The sequence below is a fragment of the Halobellus sp. MBLA0158 genome (assembly GCF_041477585.1).
In the GTDB taxonomy this organism is placed as follows: Archaea; Halobacteriota; Halobacteria; order Halobacteriales; family Haloferacaceae; genus Haloquadratum; species Haloquadratum rubicundus.
The window spans coordinates 792,313-817,167 of the sequence record NZ_JBGNYA010000001.1 but is presented as its reverse complement, the minus strand read 5'-3'; the positions used below and the strand labels follow the sequence as shown (position 1 = coordinate 817,167).

16 protein-coding genes and 1 tRNA gene are annotated in these 24,855 nt (G+C 69.3%); 9 read left to right on the top strand and 8 right to left on the bottom strand.

Annotated elements, in window-relative coordinates; translation table 11 throughout:
• Positions 1 to 36 precede the first annotated feature (36 nt).
• The 7 genes from OS889_RS04145 (at position 37) to OS889_RS04115 (ending at position 10,638) form a co-directional block, all read left to right on the top strand.
• The gene (locus OS889_RS04145; RefSeq protein ID WP_372387559.1) at positions 37 to 861 is read left to right on the top strand and encodes a class I SAM-dependent methyltransferase; all 825 of its coding nucleotides are present in this window, start codon (positions 37 to 39) and stop codon (positions 859 to 861) included.
• Between the two features lie 73 nt (positions 862 to 934).
• The gene (locus tag OS889_RS04140; protein WP_372387557.1) at positions 935 to 2,014 is read left to right on the top strand and encodes an NAD(P)/FAD-dependent oxidoreductase; all 1,080 of its coding nucleotides are present in this window, start codon (positions 935 to 937) and stop codon (positions 2,012 to 2,014) included.
• A 56-nt stretch (positions 2,015 to 2,070) separates the two neighbouring features.
• Positions 2,071 to 2,141 (top strand) — tRNA-Gly (locus OS889_RS04135).
• A gap of 500 nt (positions 2,142 to 2,641) precedes the next feature.
• Positions 2,642 to 4,396: a PAS domain S-box protein gene (locus OS889_RS04130; RefSeq protein ID WP_372387555.1), complete on the top strand. Its 1,755-nt coding sequence runs from the start codon at positions 2,642 to 2,644 to the stop codon at positions 4,394 to 4,396.
• A gap of 142 nt (positions 4,397 to 4,538) precedes the next feature.
• A complete protein-coding gene (gene gltB, locus OS889_RS04125; protein ID WP_372387553.1) occupies positions 4,539 to 9,083 on the top strand; it encodes a glutamate synthase large subunit in 4,545 nt (1,514 codons plus the stop codon).
• Positions 9,084 to 9,325: 242 nt separating this feature from the next.
• Positions 9,326 to 10,126 (top strand): DUF7289 family protein, encoded by an 801-nt coding sequence (locus tag OS889_RS04120; protein WP_372387550.1) that lies wholly within the window; start codon positions 9,326 to 9,328, stop codon positions 10,124 to 10,126.
• Positions 10,127 to 10,191: 65 nt separating this feature from the next.
• Complete coding sequence (locus OS889_RS04115; RefSeq protein WP_372387548.1) at positions 10,192 to 10,638, top strand: Ig-like domain-containing protein; 447 nt, start codon at positions 10,192 to 10,194, stop codon at positions 10,636 to 10,638.
• A gap of 14 nt (positions 10,639 to 10,652) precedes the next feature.
• Here the strand turns inward: OS889_RS04115 and OS889_RS04110 are convergent, their stop codons facing one another.
• From OS889_RS04110 to OS889_RS04080, 7 genes are read right to left on the bottom strand one after another with little or no spacing between them, the layout of a single operon-like run.
• The gene (locus OS889_RS04110; protein WP_372387546.1) at positions 10,653 to 12,194 is read right to left on the bottom strand and encodes a DUF7289 family protein; all 1,542 of its coding nucleotides are present in this window, start codon (positions 12,192 to 12,194) and stop codon (positions 10,653 to 10,655) included.
• 1 nt (position 12,195) lies between these two features.
• Positions 12,196 to 12,732: a DUF7266 family protein gene (locus OS889_RS04105; protein ID WP_372387545.1), complete on the bottom strand. Its 537-nt coding sequence runs from the start codon at positions 12,730 to 12,732 to the stop codon at positions 12,196 to 12,198.
• Complete coding sequence (locus OS889_RS04100) at positions 12,729 to 13,727, bottom strand: DUF7261 family protein (protein WP_372387544.1); 999 nt, start codon at positions 13,725 to 13,727, stop codon at positions 12,729 to 12,731. The genes OS889_RS04105 and OS889_RS04100 overlap by 4 nt, the downstream gene beginning before the upstream one ends.
• A complete protein-coding gene (locus OS889_RS04095; protein ID WP_372387542.1) occupies positions 13,715 to 14,308 on the bottom strand; it encodes a DUF7288 family protein in 594 nt (197 codons plus the stop codon). Before OS889_RS04095 ends, OS889_RS04100 begins: the two co-directional genes overlap by 13 nt.
• Entirely contained in the window at positions 14,302 to 14,811 is a 510-nt protein-coding gene (locus tag OS889_RS04090; protein WP_372387540.1) for a DUF7287 family protein, read from the bottom strand. The genes OS889_RS04095 and OS889_RS04090 overlap by 7 nt, the downstream gene beginning before the upstream one ends.
• Before the next feature lie 5 nt (positions 14,812 to 14,816).
• The gene (locus OS889_RS04085; RefSeq protein ID WP_372387538.1) at positions 14,817 to 16,862 is read right to left on the bottom strand and encodes a type II secretion system F family protein; all 2,046 of its coding nucleotides are present in this window, start codon (positions 16,860 to 16,862) and stop codon (positions 14,817 to 14,819) included.
• Positions 16,859 to 20,395: a type II/IV secretion system ATPase subunit gene (locus tag OS889_RS04080; RefSeq protein WP_372387536.1), complete on the bottom strand. Its 3,537-nt coding sequence runs from the start codon at positions 20,393 to 20,395 to the stop codon at positions 16,859 to 16,861. Before OS889_RS04080 ends, OS889_RS04085 begins: the two co-directional genes overlap by 4 nt.
• 103 nt (positions 20,396 to 20,498) lie before the next feature.
• Here OS889_RS04080 and OS889_RS04075 point away from each other — a divergent pair, with 103 nt between their 5' ends.
• Both OS889_RS04075 and OS889_RS04070 read left to right on the top strand, forming a co-directional pair.
• A complete protein-coding gene (locus tag OS889_RS04075; RefSeq protein ID WP_372387535.1) occupies positions 20,499 to 22,385 on the top strand; it encodes a coiled-coil domain-containing protein in 1,887 nt (628 codons plus the stop codon).
• Positions 22,386 to 22,442: 57 nt separating this feature from the next.
• On the top strand, positions 22,443 to 23,396 hold the full coding sequence (locus OS889_RS04070) for a phosphoribosyltransferase HisG-related protein (protein ID WP_372387533.1): 954 nt from the start codon (positions 22,443 to 22,445) through the stop codon (positions 23,394 to 23,396).
• Positions 23,397 to 23,420: 24 nt separating this feature from the next.
• On the opposite strand, the gene OS889_RS04065 is transcribed toward OS889_RS04070, so the two are convergent.
• Positions 23,421 to 24,725 (bottom strand): MFS transporter, encoded by a 1,305-nt coding sequence (locus OS889_RS04065; protein ID WP_372387531.1) that lies wholly within the window; start codon positions 24,723 to 24,725, stop codon positions 23,421 to 23,423.
• Positions 24,726 to 24,855 lie beyond the last annotated feature (130 nt).

Below are 24,855 nucleotides of genomic sequence, written 5' to 3'. Positions count from 1 at the left end.
CGCTGCGGCTTTGTATCGCCGCCGACTGGCCGAGGTATGGACGACGAGCGGTCGTCGAGCGGCGGTGACTCCGAGGCCGAACCGGGACGGGACACCGAATCGGTCAGGGAGACCTACGACCGCATCGCCGACCACTTCGCGTCGACGCGGGAGTACCCGTGGCCGGAGGTCGCGGCGTTCCTCGGACGGGAACCGGGCGGGGGGGCCGATCTCGACGACGACGCGGCGACGCTCGCGGACGGCGCCCGACCGGCGCTCCGCGGTCGCGGCGCGGAGTCGATCGGCGGAAGTGGCATCGGGGCCGACGACCGGGCCGAGCGCGTCGGCCTCGATCTCGGCTGCGGTAACGGCCGCCACGCCGAACTCCTGGCGGACGTCACAGAGCGCGTCCTCGCGGTCGACGCCAGCGCCGGGCTCCTGCGGACCGCCCGGCGGCGAGCGCTCGACCGGGGGTTCGACGCCCGCCTCGTGCAGGGCGACGCGGCGTCGCTGCCGCTTCGTGGGGACCGCGTCGACGTCGCGGTCTACGTCGCGACGCTCCACCACCTCCGGCCGCGCGAGCGCCGGGTCGCGAGCCTCTCGGAGTTGGCACGGGTGTTGCGGCCGGGCGGCCGCGCGCTCGTCAGCGTCTGGTCGACCGCCCACGACCGCTTCGACGCCGCGTCGGGGTTCGACACGACCGTCGACTGGACGCTGCCCGGCGGCGAGACCGTGCCCCGGTTCTACCACATCTATGACTCCGCGGAGTTCGACGCGGACCTGGCCGCGAGCGACCTCCGGACGGTCGACAGCGTCGTCTCCAGCGGGAACTGCTACGCCGTCGTGACGCCCGAGCGGGGCGGCGACGGATCTGGTGTGTGAAGCCCTGGCGGGCGGGCGATCGCAACGCACGCGAACTCTGCGTTTAAGTCGGCGCGACCGCTACTCGGAGACAATGAGTGACACCGAGGACGGATCCGAGACCGAGGGGCGCGACTACGAAGTGGTGGTCGTCGGCGGCGGCCCCGCGGGGGTACAGACCGCGCTGTACACGACTCGACTGGGCCACGATACGGCGGTCGTCGACCGCGGCGGGGGCCGCGCGGCGATGATGCTCGACACGCACAACGTGATCGGCGTCCCCGAGGAGACCTCGGGCAACGAGTTCCTCCAGACCGCCAAAGAGCAGGTGCAGTCCTACGGCGGCGACGTCGTCCGCGACTTCGTCACCGAGATCGAGCGGACCGACGACGGCCGCTTCCGACTCGTCGGCAACGACGCCGAGTTCCTGGCCGACCGGGTCGTCCTCGCGGTCGGCTTCAACGACGAGCGCCCCGACCCGCCCGTCCCGCGCACCGGCAAGGGGCTGCACTACTGCCTCCACTGTGATGCGTATATGTTCATCGACCGGCCGGTCTACGTGATGGGCACCGGCGAGGCCGCGGCCCACGTCGCGATGATTATGCTCAACTTCACCGACGACGTGGACCTGCTCCTCCGCGGCGAAGACCCCGAGTGGAGCGACGAGACCGACGAGCAACTCCGCGCCCACCCGATCGAGATCGTCGACGCCGAGATCACCGGGATGCAGAAGAGCGACGACGGCTGGCTGGAGGCCTTCGAGTTCGACGACGGGACGGTCCGCCGGTACCGCGGCGGCTTCCCGATGTACGGCTCGAACTACAACACCGACCTCCCCGAGCAACTGGGCTGTGACCTGAACGACGACGGGACGGTCGCCGTCGACGAGGGGATGGAGACGAGCGTCGACGGGGTCTACGCCGTTGGCGACATCACGCCCGGGCACAATCAGGTCCCCGTGGCGATGGGCGAGGGCGCGAAGGCCGGCATCGACATCCACTACGGGCTCCGGGCGTTCCCGCGCGACCTCGACGAGATCCGCGAGCACGGCCCCGTCGGCGCCGACGACGTGCCGAACGTGAGCGAGCGGATCCGCGGCGCCGCCGAGGCGTTCGAGGAGGCCCGCGCGCCGCCGCTCGACGTCCCGGACGCCGAGCCCGCAGACGACGACTGATCCGGGCCGACCGAAAGGGTAACACCCTTATTCGGGGACCGGAAAGAGTCGGGTGCGCGCCGGTGGTCTAGTGGTAGGACCTGAGCCTTCCAAGCTCATGGCCCGGGTTCAAATCCCGGCCGGCGCATTTTCTGTCCGAGTGACAGCGAGGACGAAAATCGCCCCGCAGGGATTTGAGCCAGGCGAGTCGCAGCCCGCGCAGCGAACGAAGTGAGCGAGCAGGAACGTCTCGACGTGGTTCACAATCCCGGCCGGTGCACTCCCTTCGGTCGTTTGCCGGCCGACATCCCCCTCGCTCACTCCGTTCGCTCGGGAGATTCCCAGCCGGCGCATTTCTGCTGTGAACGAAGTGAGCAGCGAAATCGCCCCGCAGGGATTTGAATCAGGGAGCGACGCGAGCGCAGCGAGCAGAGCGACCGTGGTTCACAATCCCGGCCGGCGCACTCTCTCCGATTATCTGCCGGCCGACATCCCCCTCGCTCACTCCGTTCGCTCGCGGGATTCCCGGCTGGCGTATCACCTCCGAACCGAACCGTCCGAAAACACGTCGCTCAAATCTCATCTCCGACATTCTGTTGTCACTTCAGGACCAAAATCTTATATTCGCTTGCAGGCGTTACTCGCTCGATGGCAGACTCGATCCGGGTCCTCCACGTCGATGACGAACCGAGCATCGGCGATCTGACCGCGGACTTTCTCGAACGGGTGGACCCGCGTTTCGAGGTCGAGACCGTGACGTCGGCCGAAGCGGGGCTCGAACGGCTGCGGTCGGTCGACGCCGAGGTCGACTGCGTCGTCAGCGACTACGAGATGCCGGGACGCGACGGGATCGAGTTCCTGGAAGCGGTCAGGGAGACCCACTCGGATCTCCCGTTCATTCTGTTCACCGGGAAGGGCTCCGAGGAGGTCGCGAGCGACGCGATTTCGGCGGGCGTCTCCGATTACCTCCAGAAGAGCCCGGGCACCGAGCAGTACGAACTGCTGGCGAACCGGATCCGGAACAGCGTCGAGCGGGCCCGCGCGCAACGGGAGCGGCAGCGACACCTCAGCGCGATCGAGACCGCCAGGGAAGGCATCAGCATCCTCGACGAGAACGAGGAGTTCGTCTACGTGAACGAGGCGTACGCCGACCTCTACGGGTACGACCCCGAGGAGATGGTCGGCGAGCGCTGGGAGCTGATCTACCGCGATGAGGACATCGAGTGGATCGAAAACGACGTCCTCCCGACGGTGTACGAGGAAGGCTCCTGGCAGGGGAAGACGGTCGGGCTCCGGGCCGACGGGAGCACCTTCGTCGAGTCGCACTCGCTTTCGAAGACCGAACAGGGCGATATCGTCTGTACGATCAGGGACATCACCGAACAGCAGGAGCGCGAGCGCCAGCTCCGCCGGAAGACCGCTCGGCTGGAGGCGCTCCTCGAAGAGTCGCCGGACATGATCGATATGCACGACGCCGAGGGGACGATCCTCGACGTGAACCGTCGGTTCTGCGAGGAGATGGGCGCCTCGAAGGAGGAACTCGTCGGCAAGAAGGTCTGGGAGGTCGACACGAACCTCGACCCCGACACGCTGAAGGAGACGATCAGGGGGCTCGACCTCGACGAGCGGCTCAGCGTCGAGACCGAGTTCAAGCGGGTCGACGGCTCGACCTTCCCCGCGGAGGTTCACGTCCGCCGGCTCGACATCCAGGGCGAGGATCGCTTCCTCGTGATCACCCGCAACATCTCCGAACACGAGGAGCAAAAGCGGGCGATCGAGCGGAAAAACGAGCAGCTGGAGGTGTTCGCGAGCACCGTCAGCCACGACCTCCGGAATCCGCTGGCGACCGCCCAAGGGTACGTCGAGCTCGCCCGCGAGACCGGCGACGACGCGTACTTCGAGCAGGTCGAGCGGAGCCTCGACCGGATGGAGCGGATCATCGGCGACGTGCTGTGGCTGGCCCGCGAGGGCAAAGACATCGGGAGCACGGACCGGATCGATCTCGCGGAGGCGATCGAGGACGCCTGGGAGGTCATCGGCGGACCGAGCCACCGGACGTCCCTCGAAATCGGAGAGCTGGGGTGGATCGAAGCGGACGAAGACCGGCTCCGACAGCTGTTGGAGAACGTGTTGGTGAACGCGATCGAACACGGCGGCGAGACGGTCCGCGTGGAGCCCCTCGCCGACGGGTTCGCGATCGAAGACGACGGCCCGGGGATCGCGGTCGCGGACCCGTCGCGGGTGTTCGACCGCGGGTACTCGACCGCCGACGAGGGCACGGGGATCGGCCTCGCGGTCGTCCGCGAGATCGCGGACGCCCACGGCTGGAGCGTCGACATCGTAGAGTGGGACAGCGGCGCGCGCTTCGAGTTCACCGGCGTCGCCGGTACCGACCCGCGCTGACGCCCGTCGACACGACGGCAGTTCGTCGAACGTCGAATCGAACCCCGATCAGATTTGTATTGCTGATATGTCCTTATATGTGGTTAGTGAACCATTATGCTTACAGGAGAAGGTCCTTTAGGGGGTAGTTCAAAGGGGGCCTATGACCAAGCCACACAACCACACGACTGGCGAGTCCGTCGGGCTCGCGGATCCGACGGACGAGCGGTCGAACTGCGGCGTCGGCGCCGTAATCGATCTCGACGGCGGCCGATCGCACGAGACCATCGCCGACGGGGTAGAACTCCTGGAGAACCTCCAGCACCGAGGCACCACCGGTGCGGAGGAGAACACGGGAGACGGCGCCGGGATTATGATCCAGCGGCCCGACGAATTCTTCGAGGCCGTCGTCGACGCCGACCTCCCCGAGGAGTACGCCGTCGGCTCGATCTTTATGCCCCAGGACGACGCCGCCCGCGAGGGGCTCATCGCCATCTTCGAGCGCATCCTCGCCGAGCACGGGCTGGCCGTCCGCCACTGGCGCGACGTCCCGACCGACAACAGCGACCTGGGCGCGACCGCGCTCGAATCCGAGCCGGACATCTGGCAGGCGTTCGTCGTCCCCGACGGCGACCTCGACGCCGACGAGTTCGACCGCGCGCTGTACGTCGCGCGGCGCGCCGTCGAGAACGAGGTCGAAGAGCTCGACTCCGCGGGCGCGGCGCGCTTCTACATCTGCTCGCTCTCCCGGAAGACGGTCGTCTACAAGGGCCTGCTCAAGGGCGACCAGCTCGCCGACTACTTCCTCGACCTCGCCGACGAGCGGCTCAAGACGACGCTGACGCTCGTCCACGCGCGCTTCTCGACGAACACCCTCGGCGCGTGGCACCTCGCACACCCCTACCGACACATCATCCACAACGGCGAGATCAACACCATCCAGGGCAACATCAACTGGATGCGGAGCCGCGAGACGGACCTCGAACACCCGGACTTCGGCGAGGACCTGGAGACGCTCAAGCCCGTCATCAACGACCCCGATCAGTCGGACACGGCCTCGGTCGACAACGCGGTCGAACTCCTCCTCCAGAGCGGCCGCGAGCTCCCGCACGTCCTGCGGATGCTGATTCCGGAAGCGTACCGCAACGACGACCGGATGGACGAGGAGCGCCGCGACTGGTACGACTACCACGCCTCCCTGATCGAGCCGTGGGACGGCCCCGCGCTCGTCGCCGCGACCGACGGCGACCGCGTCGCGGCCGTCCTCGACCGGAACGGGCTCCGGCCCTGCCGGTACGACGTCACGACCGACAACACGCTCGTGATGGCCAGCGAGGTCGGCGCCCTCGACACCGACCCCAGCGAGATCAAAGAGCGCGGCCGGCTCCAGCCCGGCCAGCTGTTCGTCGCCGACCCCGACGAGGGGCGCGTCATCCCCGACGAGGAGGTCTTCGAGTCGCTGACCGACGAGAAGTACGGCGAGTGGGTCGACGAGGAGCAGCGCCAACTCGACGAGCTCGTCGACGAGGACGACTACGAGCCGCGCGGCGAGGTCGAACACCTCCGCTCGCAGCAGGCGGCGTTCGGCTACACCCACGACCAGCTCGATCACCTGATCGAGCCGATGGCGAAAGACGGCAAGGACCCCGTCGGCTCGATGGGCGACGACACGCCGCTGTCGGTGCTTTCGGACTTCAACCGACCGCTCTTCACGTACTTCAAGCAGCTGTTCGCCCAGGTGACGAACCCGCCGCTTGACTACATCCGCGAGGAGCTGGTCACGTCCCTGGAGTCGCGGCTAGGCGCCCAGCAGAACCTCCTCGATGAGACCCCCGAACACGCCCGGCAGCTCGTCCTCGACTCGCCCGTCCTGACCGACGCACAGACGGCGGGGATCAAGTCGCTCGGCGACGCCGACGACGACGCGATGGAGTCGACGATCGTCGACATCACCTACGAGAAGGGCGAGGACCTCGAAGCGGCCGTCGAGGCGGTCCGCGAGGACGCCGCGGAAGCCATCGAGGACGGCGCCGACGTGGTCGTGCTCTCCGATCGCGACCTCGGCCCCGAGCGGGTGGCGATCCCGAGCCTGCTGGTGACCGGGGCGGTCCACCACAGCCTCGTCCGGAACGGCCTGCGCAACCACGCCGGCCTCGTCGTCGAGTCGGGCGACCCGCGGGAGGTCCACCACCTCGCGACGCTCGTCGGCTACGGCGCGGACGCGGTCAACCCCTACCTCGCCTACCAGACGATCGGCGACATCGTCGCCGGCCCCGACGGCGCCGACGAGAGCGAGGCGATCGCGGCCTACAAGAAGGCGCTCGAAGACGGCCTCCTGAAGACGATGGCCAAGATGGGCATCTCGACGGTCGAGTCCTACCAGGGCGCGCAGATCTTCGAGGCGGTCGGCCTCGATTCGGAGTTCGTCGCCGAGTACTTCGAGGGCACTGAGATCCGCACCGAGGGCATCGGCATCGACGTCATCGAAGAGGACACCCTGACGCGGCACGCCGTCGCCTACGGCGCCGACCCCGAGCTCGAACGCCAGGGCGAGTACGAGCACCGCTCCGACGGGATCCACCACCAGTGGAACCCCCAGACCGTCGGCACGCTCCAGCAGGCGGTCCGCTCGGGCGACTACGAGAAGTACCAGGAGTTCGCCCAGCTCATCAACGACCAGTCCGAGGAGCTCCAGACGCTCCGCGGCCTCCTGGAGTTCGACTCCGACCGCGACCCGGTCCCGATCGAGGAGGTCGAGCCGGTCGAGGAGATCGTCCAGCGCTTCTCGACGGCGGCGATGTCGCTCGGGAGCCTCTCGCCGGAGGCCCACGAGAACAACTCCATCGCGATGAACCGCCTCGGCGGGAAGTCCAACTCCGGCGAGGGCGGCGAGCCGCCCGAGCGGTTCAACACCGAAAAGGAGTGCAACGTCAAGCAGGTCGCCTCCGGCCGCTTCGGCGTCACCTCGGAGTATCTCTCGAACGCCGAGGAGCTCCAGATCAAGATGGCGCAGGGCTCGAAGCCCGGCGAGGGCGGCCACCTGCCCGGCAAGAAGGTGAACGAGATGATCGCGCACGTCCGCTTTGCGACGCCGGGCGTGGGCCTGATCTCGCCGCCGCCGCTCCACGACATCTACTCGATCGAGGACCTCAAGCAGCTGATCCACGACCTCAAGGCGGCCAACCCCGACGCCGACATCAACGTGAAGCTGGTCTCGGAGGCCGGCATCGGCACCATCGCCGCCGGCGTCGCGAAGGCCAACGCCGACGTGGTCCACATCTCGGGCCACGACGGCGGGACCGGCGCGTCGCCGAAGACGTCGATCAAGAACGCCGGCCTGCCGTGGGAGCTCGGCCTCTCGGAGGCCAACCAGATGCTCCGGGCGACCGGCCTACGCTCGCGGATCCGCGTCACCGTCGACGGCGGGATGAAGACCGGCCGCGACGTCGCGGTCGCGGCCCTCCTGGGCGGCGAGGAGTACGTCTTCGGGACGGCCTCGCTCGTCACCTCGGGCTGTGTGATGGCCCGGCAGTGCCACGAGAACACCTGCCCGGTCGGCGTCGCCACCCAGCGGGAGAACCTCCGGAACCGCTTCCCCGGCCAGCCCGACCACGTCATCAACTACATGACGTTCATCGCGCAGGAACTGCGCGAGATCATGGCCGAACTGGGCTTCACCTCGCTCGACGAGATGATCGGGCGACCGTCGCTCCTGACCCAGCGCGAGACCGACCACGAGAAGGCGAGACACCTCGACCTCTCGGAGGTCATCGCCGAGCCCGCCGGCGACTCGCGGCGGAAGACCGAAGAGCAGATCCACGCGGGCGTCGAGGCCCAGCTCGACCACGAGCTGATCGAGCGGGCCCAGCCCGCCATCGAGTCGGGCGAGCCGGTCGCGATCGAATCGGAGATCTCGAACGTCGACCGCGCGGTCGGCGCGATGCTGTCGAACCAGATCAGCACGAAGTACGGCGGCGACGGCCTGCCGGACGACACCATCCGGTGTACCTTCGACGGCGTCGCCGGCCAGTCGTTCGGCGCGTTCCTCGCCGACGGCGTGACGATGGATCTCACCGGCGCGGCCAACGACTACATCGGCAAGGGCCTCTCCGGCGGGAAGCTCATCGTCAAGACGCCCGAGACGGCCGCCTACGAGGCCGACGAGAACGTCCTCGTCGGCAACGTCGCCCTCTACGGCGCGACCCAGGGCGAACTCTACGTCAACGGCGTCGCCGGCGAGCGCTTCGCCGTCCGCAACTCCGGCGTGAAGGCCGTCGTCGAGGGCGTCGGCGACCACGGCTGTGAGTACATGACCGGCGGCGTGGTCGCGGTGCTCGGCGACACCGGGCGCAACTTCGCGGCTGGGATGTCGGGCGGCGTCGCCTACGTCTACGACCCCGACGACGAGTTCGCCGGCAAGACCAACACGGGAATGGTCTCGCTGTCGGAGGACCTCGACGACTCCGACCTGCGGATGCTCCGCCGGCTCGTCGAGAACCACGCGGACTACACCGACAGCGACCGCGCGCAGTGGATGCTCGACGACTGGAGCGAGGTCGTCTCCGACTTCGTGAAGGTGATGCCCGACGCGTACGCGGAGGTCATCGAAGAGCGCGCCCGCGACGACGTCCGCAAGGAACTGCCGCCGGCGGCCACGGCGGCGGCCGAAGACGACGGCGCGGCGGCGGCCCAGACCAGCGACGACTGACGGGGTCGCCCGACTCCGAATCGCCCGCGTTTTTTTCGCGTTCGCGACGCTCTCCGGGAGCCGAGTGCGAACAGTCGGCACGGTCCACCGTTCCTCGCGTCGGGATGCCGAACACCCGCGGTCCGACGCGAGGCCGTCGTCAGATCACGGGGGTCGTGGGTCCGTCATCGCGTATAAACGTCCGGCAACGCGGAGGAGTCGCCGACAGCACACTTAACTCCGCGACCGTGATAGCTTCGGGTATGGGACGCGGGGGCGGGAGGAAAGCGGGGGGAGACAGCCGCGACCGCGCGGTCAGCGAGACGATCAGCTTCGTCCTCGTCTTCGCGCTCGTCGTCGCCTCGGTCGGCACGGTCTACGCACTCGGGGTCTCCGAGCTCGAATCCACCCGCGACGCCGAGCGGGTCGAGAACGCCCAGCGGGCGTTCGACGTCCTCGCGGACAACCTCGGCGACCTCCTGGAAGGCGCGCCGAGCCGGGGGACGGAGGTGAGGCTCGCGGACGCGACCCTCCGCTCGACCGACGGCGTCGCGGTGAACGTGACGGTCGACCCGGCGAGCGGTCCGGCGGAGTCGTGGTCGTACGCGACCGCCGCGCTCGTCTACGATGTCGAGACGGGCGGCGAGATCCGCTTCGCAAACGGCGCGGTCATCCGCGACAGCGAGCGGGGCGGCGCGACGGTCGTCCGGGGGCCGCCGCTCGTCGTCGCCGACGACCGGGTGCTGTTGCGGCTGATCAAGCAGGAACACGTCGGTACGCCGGCCGTCGGCGGCTCCGACACCGTCCGGATCCGGATGCTCGCGGACAGGTCGCGGGTGTTCTACGACGAGGACTCGGCGAGCTACGATATGGTCCGCGTGAACGTGACGACGCCCTACACCGACGCCTGGGCGCGGCACTACGAGTCGCGGGGGTTCGCCTGCGACGAGGTCGCGGCGCCGACGCCCGACGCGTCCGGCCGGATCGCCTGTACCGTCTCGGACGTCGGCGACGTCGAGCGGGTCACCGTCGTCTGGACGCGGGTGACGACCGCCTTCGAGTAGCGATCACTCAAAAGGCGCTTTGACCCTAGGGTGGCTATTTGTTAGTCGAATACAACGTCTCGAATATGGCCCCGCAGCAGACGACGCGGCGACGCGTCACCGACGAGCGAACCGACGCCGGCGCCGCCCCCAGCCCCTCCCGCGAAGCGGTCGCCGATGAGGTCGAAAGCGACGACATCGACAGCGACGTCGGCGTCGACGACCCGCGAACGCTGAACAGCGAGGACGTCCACGTCCGGAGCTACGCCCACGAGACGACCTACGAACTCGACCTCGAAGTCCGCGCGCCGGACGGCGACGTCGCGTTCGAGACGACGTACGCGCTGGAGCCGGGCGCGCTCAGGAGCGAGATCAACGCGCTCCCGACGGGCGCCTACGAGGTCCGGGCGACGCTCGATGACGAACGCAGCCGGACCCTTCGCTGTCTGATCGACGACTCGCCCGACGGGACGGTCCTGGTCGAGGTCGGCAACGGCGTGCTCAGCCTCACCGAAGGGCTGCACGACCGATAGGGATAGGACCGCCCTCAGTTCAGCGCCACGCTCACGTTGTTTTCGGTCACGTGCAGGTAGGTGATGTAGGAGCCCTCGCCGGTGGTGTTGTAGCGGAGCGTCCCGCCAGAGCCGCTCACGTCGATCTGTGAGGTGCCGCGGTCGCCCGGCCCGTGGCTGACAGCGAGCTTGAAGTCCGAGTCGAAGGTCGCGAAGTAGTGGCGGGTGAGGATCCGGAGGTTCTGCCGGTCCCCGAACGAGTAGGTGGTGTTCTCGCCGTCGTCGCCGGGGTGGGCGAAGGTGGTCGGGCTCGGCGCCTGCGCCGACGAGTCGTTCCGGTCCGCCCAGTCGAGTGCGGTCTCGTCGCCGTCGTCGCCGTCGAAGTCGCCGTCGGTGTAGGTCAGCGGCTGGTCGGGGCTCGTGAAGTCGACCTGGATGATCATATCGTCGCCGTCGCAGGCGAGCTGGACCGGGCCCGAGTCCGAGGGGATCGAGTCGTTCGACCAGAGGTGGACGCCTTCGGGCGTCGCGGCGTCGTGGTAGTAGACATCCATCGGGACGGACTCCGTGGACGTCTGGCCGGGACAGTAGCTGTTACCGATGCCGTTCGGGACGCCGACGCGCGTCTCCCAGGCCTTCGATCCCTCCTCGATGTAGAAGGAGACATAGAGGTTGTTGAACGTCCCGTCGTCCTTCCGCACCGACACCTGGAAGTCGGTGACGGCGTGGCCCGCGGCGATCCCGCGGACCGCGATGCTGTCTTCCTTCTGCGGGAAGTCGAAGGTGCCGACGCCGCGGGTCGTCTCCAGGACGACCGTGGCGGTGCGGGCGTCGTCGTCGACGGAGACGTTCCCGCTCGTCCGCGTCCGGAAGTAGTCGGCCCAGCCCTCGTAGAACTGGCTGTGGACCGTCACCGAGACGGTGCCGTTGCGGACCGGATTGACGTACTGTCTGGTCGACCCGTCGGGGTCGTCGACGTCGTAGGGCGCGCCGACGCCGTCGCCGGTCGCGTCCGTCTCGTTCGGGAAGACCCGGACCGTCTCGTGGGTGCGCCGGATCGTCGCCGTCGTCGTGCCGCCGGCGGCGTCGTTCGAGCGGATCCGGATGACGGGAAGCGTCAGCGTCGTGCCGCGGTAGTGGAACTCCGGCGGCGACACCATCGACGTGCCGCCGTCGCGGGCGCGCCAGACGCCGCCGCCCTGGTAGGCGATCGTGGTCTCGCCGTCCTCGTACGCCACGGTCCCGAGGCTGGCGTTGTAGATGGTCTCCGTCTCGCTCGCCGTGTAGTTCGTGTGCGTGACCCGGATCCACCCGCGCTCGGCGTCGGCGACGTAGCGGCCGCCGTCGGTGCGACCGAGCCGGACGGTCTGGACCGAGCCCTCGCCGAGGCCAACGATCGCGGTCCGGGCGTCGAGCAGCGTCATCGCGTTGGCCGTCCGGTCGAGCGACGCCTCGTTCTGGACGTCGGCGAGCGCCGACGAGCCGACGGCGACGACGACGCCCGCGCCCACGATCGTCAAAGCGAGCAGCAGCACGAGCCCGATGTTCGACGACTGCCCCCTGGTTCCTGCGGTCATATTAGACTCCCCGCATCGGTTCGAGCGCCAGCGTCCCCTCCCGGTCGCCGTCCGCCACGACGAGCGTGTCGTTCGCCGCGTCGAGTCGGACGACGGTCCAGCCGCCGGCGGTCGAGCCCTCGGTGAGGTCTACGCTGGTGGTGAGGGTAAGCGTGACGCTCACGTCGGAGCGCGCGGCGCGCAGCGTCAGGTCGTGTCGCGCCGGTTCGGAGCCGGGCGCGGCGATTTCGGTGACCTCGATCCGATAGGACTCGCGGGCGACCCGCCGCGGGAGGTCGACGCCGACCCGGACCGAGCGGGAGACGGCCTCGGCCGCCGCGAGCCGGTCGGCGTCGGCGATCCCGGCCGCGAGCTGCTCGGCGACGACGTCCAGCTCCTCGCGGACGACCCGGTCGCGCTGGTCCTCGACGTAGCCGCCGGCGCCGATCAGGAGCCCCGAGATCAGGACGGCCGTGATCGCCAGCGCGATGACGTAGTTCACCGTGATCGAGACGGCGCGGTCCGCGTCCCCACCGGTGCCGCGCGGCTCTCGGATCACGGCGGCCGCACCTCGATTCGCGCCGCGTAGTCCAGTTGCGGCGTCCGGTAGGTGACGCGGAACTCCGCCGCGTAGAGCCCGTAGGTCCAGTACGGCTGGCCCGAACCGGCGTCGGCGAAGCCCGAGCGCGAGAGCGCCGACGGCGGCTCGTCGACGACGAGGCGATAGGTCCCGCCGGCCGCACCGCCGTCGCGGTAGTCGACGGAGACGCTCCCGGAGGTGTCGTCGAGGCGGGCGAGCGCCGGACACGACGCGCCGCCGACGGAGGCGTTCGCGACGTTGACGACGACGGTGCCGTCGGTCACGGAGCCGGCGGCGCAGGTCGTCGTCCCGGCGGGCTCGACGATCCGGGCCGTGGGCGTGCCGGAGTCGTTGTAGAGGAAGAGGCTCCGCGTCCCGACGTCGGAGGAGACGTTCACGTGGAAGACGTCGGCGGCGACGACGTCGGCGGGGTCGTCGGTGAGCCGCGTCGCGTCGACGGCTAGCCGGATCGAGTGGACGCCGGAGACGCCCTCGGAGTCGGCGACGAGCGTCCAGTTCTCGGCGCCCCCGTGGCTGGTGAAGTTCCGCGAGGAGTCGTTCTGTCGGAACTGCGTGCCGTTCGTGACGGCGACGACGTCGACGTCGGCCAGGTCGCCCGCGGTCGCCCGGTGGTGCGAGGCGGCGTCGTCCCAGGCTCGCATCGTGTCTTCGAGGGCCGTCCGCAGCGCCGCGTGGGAGCTGTCGTTCCGTTCGTTGACGGACCGCACGGCGTCGACGCCGGCCGACTCGGCCGCCCCGGCGTAGTCGATCCCGGCGGTGCCGTCGACGCCGGCCTCCCGCGTCGCGAGGTTGCCCGTGTAGATGGCGGTGTTCAGGAGGAGCGCGAGCGCGACGAAGAGCACCGCGAGCGCGAGCGCTCCCACCAGGAGGAGCTGGCCGCGGTCCGCTCCGCCGTCGCCGCCGTTTTCCGGCGCGCCCGTCCGAACGGAGGAGAGACGCCTCAGATCCGCCATACGACGAGCTCCACCTCCACGACCGCGTAGAGATTCTGTTCGGGATCGGCGTCGCCGACGAAGTACGACGAATTTCCGAGCGTGTCGTCGGTGCGAGTGCCGTCGGCCGCGCGGAGCCGGTCGTCGTCCGTGAGGGTGACGAGCCGGCGGGCGGTCGAGGCGTGGTCGCTCGGCTCGCCGAGGTCGACGATCGGCAGTCGGCGCCTGTCGCCCTCCTCGTCCACGTAATATACCGTCAGGTCGAACGCGATGCCCCGGTTCGACAGCGCGTCGTCGAGGACCGCGCCGAACGCCGTCGGCGGCGGCCCCTGGACGTAGCCGTCGTCCGTGGCGCCGTGCCAGTTCTCGTCCGACTCGTTCCAGTACAGGAGCGTCGGCCGGAGCGTGTCGTTCGCGTCGGCCGTCGCGAGCAGCCCCTCGGCGACGGCGGCCTGTTGGTTCTCGATGTGCTGGCTGGAGGTGCTGCCCGTGAGCGGCGTCACCGCCGTCACCTGGAGCGCAAAGACGAGACTGGAGACCAGGATCATCGCGGCGGCGATCGCCTCCAGCGTGTGAGCCTGTGCGCGCGCCATTGTCACCACACCCGCACGAGGAGCCGGTACGTCTCGCCGTCGAGCAGGACGACCCGCCGCGCGGCCGTCACGGTGCCGCTGTCGGGGACCGCGGGGCCGGCGGCGAGCGCCTCGCCGAACGGGGCCGCCACCGGGCCGTCGAGGCGGTGGACCGAGACGTTGACGCCGCCCGGGTCCGGCAGCGCGAACATCGCGGAGGTGTTGTCGACGGTGGTGTCGTACCGGCACGTCGTCGGCGCGCCGCCGTCGTCGGCGTCGCCGTCCAACTGCTCGAAGAACGCGCTCGTACACGTCTCGTTCAGGACGTACGGCTCCGCGGGGTCGCCGAGGCGGTCCGTCGAGAGCGACGTCGCGACCCGGTCGGCCGCCTGTGGGCCGTCGGCGCTCTGGAACGGCGCGAAGATCGTCGGCACGAAGGCGACGACGAACGCGACGACGACGAGGAAGAGCCCGATCGCGATCGCGAAGTCGATCGTGGTCTGGCCGCGCGCGGTCTCGGGTCCGACGGCCATCGGTCTCACCCGACCACCATCCACACGGCGAGCGCGACGGTCTGGAGGACGACCACGAACTTCACCCCGGAAACGATGTCGGCGTCCCGGATGTAGCCGCTGATGAACCCCGATAGCCCCGCCTGGAGCGTCACGGCGTGGAAGAACAGAAGCGACAGCACAGCGGTGTCGACCCCCTCGCCGAAGTTCAACCCCTGCCCGGAGAGTTCGCTCCCGCCGGCCGAGGAGGCCTGCGAGGCCAGCCCGGCCATCACGTCGAGGAACTGCGTCTTGAGGATCGCCATCACGCCCAGAAGCGTGAGGTAGGTCATCAGGATGATCGCCACCTGCATCCGCGTTCTGGACTTCCGCTCGCGTTCTATGTCGTCTTGGTTCTCGGAGGCCTGCGCCGCGGTCGTCAGCACCTCGGTGATCTCGCTTGAGGCCTCCTGGGCCTTCGAGATGAGCTTGACCGTGCGGGCCAGGCGGGGGATGTGATACTTGTTGTTGAACTCCACGAGGGCGCTGCGGAGGCTCATCCCGTAGTTCACCTTCGCGTGCATCACCTCGAACTCGTCGGCGAGCTTGCCCGAGGAGGTGTCGGCGACGGTCTTGACAGACTCCAGGAGCGTCTGGCCGGTGTCGTTCGCGCTGGAGAGCTTCCGGAGGTCGTCCGAGAGCTTGCCGGTGATGGCGTTCCGCGAGCGGACGTTCCAGGAGTGGAAGAACGCGAGCGGGATCCCGACCACGTAGGTTGGGACGTACCACCAGACGAAGGTCCCCCAGACGGGCGAGTCGAGCATCCGCCCCCAGGAGAGCGGTGCGGCCCCGTTGACGACCGCGACCGCGAGGAGCGCGACCGCCGCCGGCACCGTCACGACGAGGGTATAAAGCGGGTGGTCGCGGAAGAAGATGTGCGGCCGGCGGAGGAGCTGGGCGGTCTTGTGGGTCCCCTCGCGGTCGCGGATGCGGTCGAACAGCCGGAACTCCCCGACGAAGCTCTCGATCAGGCCCATGTGGATCAGCCCCTCGCGGGTCACCTGTTCGAGGCGGTCGGTGCTCTCGGAGGGCTGGAGGTAGCCGTCGCCGGGCTCGTCCTGCTTCACGGTCGAGACGAGCACGAGAAAGCCCACGCCGGTGAGCGGGATGAGGGCATAAACGGTGGCGTACAGGAGGCGCTCCTGGGAGTTGCCGAGCATACTCATGATCACGAGGATGATGATGAGAAGCAGGGGAAACAGCGAGAGCGTCATGTACATCTCGCCGAACAGCTCCAGCGTTTCGAGGATCGTCTCCTGTTCCTGCTTTGCAGTCCTGAGGTGCTTTTCCTTCTTGTCGTCGAGGAAGCCCTCCATATCGCCGCCGGAGTTGACGATCGAGAGCATGTCGGTGAGGAACTGCGAGAGCTCCTCGGAGGGCGTCAGCATCGCCTGATCACGGATAGCGTTCCGGTAGTCGGTCCCGAAGTACTCCGTCTCGCGGACGATGCTCTGGAACTCCTTTGCGACCTCGCCGTAGGTGTCGTCGGCGCGGGCCATCGCCTCCAGGATTTCGAGTTGGTTCAGCCCGCCGACCGACAGCGCGTACATGAACGAGATCGCGTCGGGGAGCAGCATATTGATCTCCCGCTCCCGCGCGGAGGCCCGCGAGTACGGGATCGCGACGAGCGTGCCGAACCCGAGCGCGAATCCGATCGAGCCGAAGACGAGCCCCGAGACGATCGTGACTGCCGGCGCCGTGAGCGCGTTGAGGGCCGCGGCCGTCGCGCTGTCGGATACCGGGAGGCCGATGCTGAACACGGCGGGGTCGACGAGGCCGAACTCGAAGACCGCCCAGCCGACGAGCGTGCCGAGGAGCCACAGCGCGCCGCCGACGATGACGCCGATGGCCAGCGCGTGGGAGAGATACAGCTCCACGGTCGCGCCGATCCGCGCCTGTTCGAGCTTCGTCCCGACGTCGGCCACGAAGTCGCCGTCCTCGTCGAAGAGGAACTGGAAGAGGGGATAGAACGCGTCGCCGAGCGTGTCGGTGCTGCGGTCGATTTCCTCGCCGTCGCCGACGTCGAGACTCATCCGTCCTCACCCGAGCGGTCGTCGGTGTCGGTCGTCTCGCCGTCGCGTTCGTCGTCCGCCGCGCCCTCGACGTCCCCGAAGTCCCAGTCGGACTCGTCGACGGTGGCGTCCGAGCCTGAATCCGAATCCGCGTCCGAGCCCGAATCGGAATCTGCGGCCGGGTCTGAGTCCAAATTCGAATCCGCATTCAATTCCGAGTCCGAATCCGCATCCGAGTCATCTCCCGCGCCGGCGTCGCGACCGTCCCCGAGATCGCTCCCGTCGGCGATCCCGGCATCGCTGTCGCCGTCGGCGGCGAGCGGATCACTACCGTCGTCCGTCTCCGGAGAGTCGCTGCCGGCGTCCTCGGCGTCGTCACTCTGTGCTTCTGTCGGGCCGCCGCTCTCGACGAGGTCCTCGAACGTGACGTCACCGGATCCGGATTCAGACCCGGACCCGGACCGGGAATCGGAGCCCGCCTCTGCGGGCCCCTCGGTGTCCCCGTCGAGTGCGGGGACGTCGTCGTCTTCGGCATCCGCGTCCGCGTCCGCGTCGATTGCGGCCGGGCCGTCGTCCGCCGCGTCACCCGCGTCGAGTTCGGGCGTCTCGGTCCGCTCGTCGAGCGCGTCGAGTTCGGGGTGCTCGTCGCCGGGGTCGGCGGCGAGGTCCGGGGCGGACTCGACGTCGACCAGGGCGTCGGCGACGTCGACGTCGTCGAGGTCGCGGTAGTCGGGCCACAGTTCCTCTTCGGCCCGGTCGAGGATCTCGCGGCATTGGTCTTGGACGTCGGCCGTCGGGTCCGGTCGGGGGACCATCTCCTCCTTTTCGGGGTCGACGTCGATCTCGACCGATTCCATCTCGCGGAGGTCCTCCAGGCTCCGTTCGAGTTCGTCGCGCGCCATCAGCGCGAGGATCGCCTCGGGGTCGTTGATGAACGCCTGGAGCGTCGCTGCGACCTCGGTGTAGGTGTTGAGCCCGCGGTCAATCAGGTACGCGAGGACGACGTGCCGCTGGAACAGCTCGTCATCGAGCCGCTCGCGGGTCCACCCGCGGTCGAAGCGGATGTCCTCTAAGGTGTTGGACGAGCCCATCTTCAGGAACTCGTCGCCCTCCGCCTGCCACTGGTAGACGTCCTGGACGTTGATCTCGTCGTTCTCGGCGTCGTAGTGGTTGATCTCGGTCAGGGCCTTGTTCCGGCGGACCTTGTCGCCCTGGACCCGCGTGGAGGTCTGGACGGAGACGAGATCCAGCGCCGTGAACATCGTCTTCGAGACGTTGATCGGATCGGTCGTGAACCGCTTGAGGACCTCGCCGACGCTGTCGGCGTGGAACGTCGTGTACGTGGTGTGGCCGGTCGACATCACCTGGAAGAGCGTCCGGCCCTCCTCGCCGCGGATCTCGCCCATCACGATGTAGTCGGGGCGCTGGCGGAGCGCGGCTTCGAGGAGGTCGAACTCGTCGACGTCGCCGCGGTCGTCGTCGCTGAACGACGGCCGGGTGACGGAGGCGACCCAGTTGCGCTGGGGGAGTTCGACCTCGCGGGTGTCCTCGATCGAGACGATCTTCGCGTTCGAGGGGATGAAAAGCGAGACGGCGTTCAGCGAGGTGGTCTTCCCCGAGGCCGTGCCGCCGGCGAAGATCAGGCTCTTGTCGTTCTCGATGCAGAGCCAGAGGAAGGCCATCTCCTCCAAGGAGAAGGTCTTCCAGTTCACCAGGTCGATCGGCGTGTAGGGGACGTCCTTGAACTGTCGGATCGTGTAGTTTGTGCCGTGGTCCGACACTTCCCGGCCGAGGGTCAACTGCGCCCGCGACCCGTCCGGGAGGGTGGCGTCGACCTGGGGCCGGCGTTTCGAGATGCCCTTGCCCGAGCGCTGGGCGAGCTTGACCACGAAGTCGTCGAGCTCCTCCTCGCCGTGGTAGACGTTGGTGATGATCTGCTCGTAGTCGGAGTGGTAGACGAAGACGGGGGAGTTGTAGCCGTCGCAGGAGATGTCCTCGACGTTGACGTCGTGTTTGATGCCGTCGATCCGCTCGTAGCCGATGAAGTCCCGGCGGAGCGCGTAGAGCAGCTTCTCGACCTGGTAGTCGTTCAGTTCCGTCGGGTCCTCCTCCAGGACCGCGGGCTCGGGGCGCGCCGCGATCCCGTCGAGCGAGGGGTCCGGCGGGCCGCGCGTGTCGTCGGCGAGGAGGCCGTCCAGCCGGCCGCCGAGCGAGCCCTCGCGGAGGCCGAGCGCGCGGGCGACCGACGAGAGCGAGCGGCCGCTCAAGGACGGCGCGTCGGCGCTGTCGTCGGCTTCGCCGCTCGCCGAGCCGTCGTCGGAGCCGAATCCGAGGTCCAGATCGAGCCCGGCGAGCAGTCCGCCGTCGCCGCCGTCGCTCGATCCGGTCGGAAGCACCGAGAGCCCGGCCTCCCAGGGTCGCTCCGGCGTCCGGTAGAGATTGTAGCGTTCGAGCAGTTCGAGCGCCTGCTGTTCGATCACCCGCCGCCGCGTGTCGGGGCCCTCGGCGACGACGCTCTCGTCGTCGTACTTGATCGCCGTCCGGAGCTTCCCGGTGAGGAACTCGACGAGGTCGGCCTCGATGCGGTTGCGGTGCGGCTCGATCACGTAGTACTTCTTCTCGTTTTCCTTCTCGGAGTGAAACAGGATCACGAACGCGTGGGGCTTGTTGACCCAGTAGCGCTCGACCTCCCGGAAGTGGGTCTTCTTCTCCATCGGGACCGCCTTCTCCAGGTCGTAGCGGTTCACGACTGTCGTCGCCCCGCGGGCGTCGGTGAAGAAGGCGTCCTCGTCGAACTCGGGGTCGACGTCGACCGTCCGCTCGTCGACGAGGTCCTTGAGCTCTGCGGCGCGCTGCCCGCCGCGGGCCAGCGCGTTCTCGACGTGGTCGGGATCGAAGCCCAGCGCCTCCGTCGCGTCGAAGGGCTCGATCTCGCCCGCGTCGTCGCGCGGTCGCGACCCGTCGGCCTCGTAGTAGTGCTCCCGCTTGTAGTGCTCCCAGAGCCAGACGTCCTTGACGACGGGCGTGGTCTCGGGGTCGCAGAAGTCCTCGAACTCGCGGTCGAGCCGGACCGCCTCCGCGACGGCGTCGGCGACCTCGCCGTCGACGTCGACGGGGTGGAAATCGAGGTACGACTCGGGATCGAGGCTCACCCCGTCCCAGTCCTCGCGGGTCGGCGTCGGAATCTCGACGCCGTCGTCCCAGCGCGCGCTGTCGGCGTCGGCCCGGTCCAGTTCGCGGGGGTCGCGGCCGCGATACAGCGACTCGACGTCGCCGTCGGCGCCGTACTCGTCGAGGAAGTCCGCCCAGGTGTACTCGCCGCGGACCGCGCCCGGGCCGGCGTCGGCGTCGGCATCGCCGTCGGCGGATTCAGAGCCGCCTTCGGCCGACGGATCGTCCGCTCGGACCGCGAGCTGGTCGGTCGCCTCGGCCGCCGCTGCGGCACGATCGACGGTGCCCCCCTCGAGGGTCGACGGCGGGTCGTCCCCGTCGCCCTCCGACGCGTCGTCGCCGCCCCCCTCGGCGGTCACCGACGCGTCGTCGTCGGTTGCCATCGTTCGACGGAGGGTGCCGTCAGGGAAAAAGACTTCTGCCGCGGTTCTCAGAGGCGGTATTTTGCCCGGTTGTTTTATGTGAGCCGTTTCGGTAAGGGGCCCTATGAGCCACGACGCCGACCCCGACCGAACGGTCTCCGTTGCAGACGAGGAGGTGCGCGTCGAGAAATCGTTCGCCGGCGAGGAGTTCCCGGTCCCGGCGATCAAGTTCCGACTCACCTCCGAGAGCGACGAACCCGTCCACGTCCGCATCGTCGACCAGATCCCCGAGGACTTCCCGATGGAGGGAGTGGGGTTCCACCCGGACTACGAGAGCGAGGCCTGGACGGCCTACAAGGACCACCGCGTCGAGTTCGAGCGGACGCTCGAGCCCGGCGAGTCGGTGACGACGGTCTACGGCATCCGACTGGACGACTCCGCGGAGATCGAGGACTTCCTCGGCGAGCCGATCCTCGAACGCCCGCCGCGCCCCGAGGAGATGGCCGAGGGCGACGAGGCCGGCTCGAACGTCGAGGACATCCTCGGCGCCGACCGCAGTCAGCTCGTGCGCGACGCGCTCCAGGGGCGGGGACGACTCGCCGACGAGGCCCAGGAAGCCCGCGAGGCGGAAGAGCCCCCGGCGGCCGAGCCCGGCGAGGAGCCGGGCGTCGAAGCGGCCCCCGACGACGTCGAGGCCGACCCGGACGTCGGGGCCGAAGAGGCCGACATCGAGCCGGAGGTCGTAGAGTACGACGTGGACGCCGACGCGGAGCCGACGCCGTCGGACGCCGAGGAGTCGCCGACGCCCCGAGCCGTCGCCCCCGGACTGACGCCGGCGCTCCAGCGGACGGAGGAGGCCACGGTCTCTCCGGTCGAGACGGGCACCGAAGAGGCAGAAGCGGAAGCCGAAGCCGCCGCAGAATCGGCAGACTCCGAGCCCGAGGAAGCCGCGGAGGAACCGGAGCCGGAGCCCGCGGAGGCGGCCGAAGAGGCCGAGCCAGAGGCGGCAGAGCCGTCGGTCGACGAGGGAGCCGAAGTCGAAGCCGAAGCCGACGCGGACTACGTCGACATCGAAGCGGAGGTCGACGTCGAAGACGGCGAGACCGCGGGCGCCAACGAGGAGCCGGCGAGTGAGGCCGAGCCCGCCGGCGGCGCGGCCGCGGCATCGACGAGTCCCGAGGGCGGACTGGCGGCGACGCTCGCCGCCGAGATCCGCGCGGGCGAGGTCGACGACGACGACCTGGAGACGCTCCGCGAGGAGTTCGACGCCGGCCTCCCGCGGAGCGCCGACGTGCGCATCCGCCGTGTGCAGGCGCAGATGGAAGACCTCAACGCCTACGCCGACGCGATCGCGGAGTTCATCGACGAGGAGGGCACCGGCGCCGAGCTCGTAGAGCGGGTCGACACCGAGCTGACCGAGGTCGAAGCGGAGCTCGACGACCTCCGGGACGCCGTCGACGACGCCGCAGAGGAACGCGAGGCCATCCGCGAGGACGTGACCGGAGTCCGCACGAACGTCGAGTCGACCGCGTCGGACCTCGCGGCGACGGACGAGCGCCTCGACGACGTGGCGGAGACGGCCGCGGCCGCGAGCGCCGGCGTCGACGACCTCCAGGAGCAGACCGACGCGATCGAAGACCGGCTCGACGAGACGGCAGAACGGCTCGACGCCGTCGCCGCCGACGTCGAGGCGGTCACGGGCGACGTGGACGACCTCGCGAGCGACCTCGACGACGTCGCGCTCGACGTCGCCGACACCGACGAGCGGGTCGCGCGGCTCGACGACGAGATGGGCGACGTGCGCGAGGACATCGCGGCCCTCGACAGCGACGTCCTCGACACGCGCGAGGCGCTCGAAGCCGAGATCGACGACGTCCGCCGGGAGCTCTCGGAGCTGTCTGCGGCGCTCGACCGCATCGAGTCGATCGAAGACGACATCGAGACGCTCAAGCAGTTCCGCGACCGGCTCAACAGCGCCTTCGGCCCCGGCGGCGCCGGGAACGGAGAGTAACTGAGGCAGAGACCGCGAAGCGCAATCGGTTTAGCGCGCCCACTCGTGGGTCCGGTAATGACCCAGACGGAGGCGATTCGCGTCGCCGTCCCGCGCAAGGGCCGCCCGCTCGAAGCCGTGCTCGAACGCGTCGCCGACGTCGGCGAGACCCGCCAGCCGAGCGACCGGGCGCAGTCCGGCGACGGCCGCGACCCCGAGCACGTGGCCGACGAGATCATCTCGACGCTCCGCCACGAGAAGGCGATCACGAAGGGCAACGCCGAGCCGGGCGCGGACGTCTACCAGCGCCTCGCGACCTACTCGGACCTCGACGACGACTACGCGCCCGAGTACACGCTCCTCCGCGACCAGCGGGAGGGGATGCCCCGGCGGATCGTCTTCGACAGCCTGACGGTCGACGTCGCGGGCGTGCCGGTCCAGTTCGTCGGCCGCGAGGAGCCCTTCCGCGCGCTCCGGACCCACGAGTTCGCGCTGGGCTTCGACAGCGCCGACCTCGTCCTCGAAGAGGTGGTCGAACTCGAACCCGAGGGCGTGGAGTCCATCGCCGACGTCAACGCCCGGATCGACCCGATGAACACCGACGTCCGCGTCGTCTCCGGCCTCGGCGACACGGTCTATCACACGCTGATGGCCCGCCCCGAGATCCTCCCGCCCGGCGCGGACCTGGACCGGGAGTTCGTCGCCGGCTACGAGGGGCCGCTGTGCATCTCGCCCCGGTACGAGCGGCTCGTCGAGGCCGTCCTCGGGACGCGCCCCCTGGAGGGCGTCACCTTCGCGTACCCCGACGACGAGCGCGAGGAGGAGGCCGCCATCGCCGACGTCGGCCTCGGCGTCTACCTCACGATGACGGGCTCGACCGCCCGCGAGCACGGGCTGATCCTCGGCGAGCACCTCTTTCCGTCCGAGACCGTGCTGATGGAGAACGTCGTGGAGGCCGCCGACCTCGACGCCGCAGAGCGCGTCTGTGAGGCGCTCTCGACGTCGCCCCACGAGACCGAGATCGCGGTGTGAACCGCTCCGGCGTTCCCGCTCTCGCTACTCTTCTGCGACTGCCGCGGCCGGGCCGGCGCCGCCGCCGGGGTCGTCAGTCAGCGACTCGCGGACCTGCGAGTAGACGAGGACGAGCGCCGCGAGCGCCGCGACGGCGCCGACGGTGAAGGGCGTCGCGAAGCCGCCGAGGTTGTAGAGGAACCCCGAGGCCAGCGGGCCGACCGCGACGCCGAGACCGAACGCCATCGTCAGCACCGAGAGCGTGCTCCCGGACTGGCCCTCGCCCGCGAGGTCGCCCGCGAGCGCGAGCGACGGCGCGAACACGAGCGCGACCGCGACCCCCTGGAGCAGCCGCGCGCCCAGCATCGTCAGCGGGGTCGTGACCACGCCCTGGGCGAACACCGAGGGCACGAGGAGCACGAAGCCCGCCAGCAGGAACGGGCGCCGGCCGTAGGCGTCGCTGGCGTTGCCGATGGGGATCTGGAGGAGCACGTTCGCGATGACGACGGCGGCGAACTGGACGCTGAAGAGGAACGTCCCCTCGTCGAGCCGGGCGCGGATCGGCGCCTCCAGCGGCGCGAACAGCGCGATCGTGGCCGCCATGAAGAAGGTGCCGACGCCGAGGACGAACACCGAATCGAGCAGACGAGGGCCGCCGCGGTCGAGGATCCGGATCGAGAGGTCCTCGCCCGCCTCGGCGTCGACCGAGGGCGGGTCGTCGACGACCGCGGCGACGAGCAGGAAGCTCACGACCGCGCCCAGCACGGCGATGCCGAACGCGGCGTTGAAGCCGGAGAGCGCGCCGAACGGCGTCGCGTAGGGGCCGAACCGGATCACGATTCCGGCGACGATCGGCCCGAAGCCGAACCCGATCAGCCGGAAGGTGTTGAAGACGCCGAAGTTGCCGCCGCGCTCGCGGTCCGAGCGGGCGTAGTCGTTGACGAGCGCGACCGTCGCCGGGACGCTGAACGCCGCGCCGACGCCCTGGAAGCCCCGCGCGAGCAGGACCGCCCAGTAGTTGCTCAGGAAGGGGTAGGCGACGCTCCCGATCGCGAAGAGCACCAGCCCGAACAGGACGAACGCCTTGCGCCGGCCGGTCCGGTCCGACAGGCGGCCGGTGAACGGCTGGCCGAAGCTGTTGAGAAAGCCGAACAGCGAGAGGACGAAGCCGATCAGGAACTCCTCGCCGACGACGAACCCGAAGAGGTCCCCGCCGACGAGGGCGTCGATCGAGACCTGTCCACTGGCGATGTAGAGGGGCAGCACGATGATGAGAAAGGAGTTCCCCAGGGCGTCGGCCATCCGGGCGAGACCGAGGGCGATCACCCGCTCGTCCGTGTCGCCGATCATCGGTCGGGATCACCTCCGGAGTCGAAGCCCCGGTCGGGAGACCCACACGGCAGCGAAACCGGACACATACGTCACCAGAACGGTTCGCGACTAAAGTCCCTTTCAGTCCGCGAACGACAGCGGCGCCGCG

Excerpts from the sequence above, each read along its gene's own strand:
- OS889_RS04075 (WP_372387535.1), top strand. The coding sequence starts at position 20,499 with ATGAGCCACGACGCCGACCCCGACCGAACGGTCTCCGTTGCAGACGAG.
- OS889_RS04080 (WP_372387536.1), bottom strand. The coding sequence starts at position 20,395 with ATGGCAACCGACGACGACGCGTCGGTGACCGCCGAGGGGGGCGGCGAC.
- OS889_RS04100 (WP_372387544.1), bottom strand. The coding sequence starts at position 13,727 with ATGGCGGATCTGAGGCGTCTCTCCTCCGTTCGGACGGGCGCGCCGGAA.
- OS889_RS04070 (WP_372387533.1), top strand. The coding sequence starts at position 22,443 with ATGACCCAGACGGAGGCGATTCGCGTCGCCGTCCCGCGCAAGGGCCGC.
- OS889_RS04120 (WP_372387550.1), top strand. The coding sequence starts at position 9,326 with ATGGGACGCGGGGGCGGGAGGAAAGCGGGGGGAGACAGCCGCGACCGC.
- OS889_RS04145 (WP_372387559.1), top strand. The coding sequence starts at position 37 with ATGGACGACGAGCGGTCGTCGAGCGGCGGTGACTCCGAGGCCGAACCG.
- OS889_RS04090 (WP_372387540.1), bottom strand. The coding sequence starts at position 14,811 with ATGGCCGTCGGACCCGAGACCGCGCGCGGCCAGACCACGATCGACTTC.
- OS889_RS04130 (WP_372387555.1), top strand. The coding sequence starts at position 2,642 with ATGGCAGACTCGATCCGGGTCCTCCACGTCGATGACGAACCGAGCATC.
- OS889_RS04085 (WP_372387538.1), bottom strand. The coding sequence starts at position 16,862 with ATGAGTCTCGACGTCGGCGACGGCGAGGAAATCGACCGCAGCACCGAC.
- OS889_RS04115 (WP_372387548.1), top strand. The coding sequence starts at position 10,192 with ATGGCCCCGCAGCAGACGACGCGGCGACGCGTCACCGACGAGCGAACC.
- OS889_RS04140 (WP_372387557.1), top strand. The coding sequence starts at position 935 with ATGAGTGACACCGAGGACGGATCCGAGACCGAGGGGCGCGACTACGAA.
- OS889_RS04110 (WP_372387546.1), bottom strand. The coding sequence starts at position 12,194 with ATGACCGCAGGAACCAGGGGGCAGTCGTCGAACATCGGGCTCGTGCTG.
- OS889_RS04065 (WP_372387531.1), bottom strand. The coding sequence starts at position 24,725 with ATGATCGGCGACACGGACGAGCGGGTGATCGCCCTCGGTCTCGCCCGG.
- gltB (WP_372387553.1), top strand. The coding sequence starts at position 4,539 with ATGACCAAGCCACACAACCACACGACTGGCGAGTCCGTCGGGCTCGCG.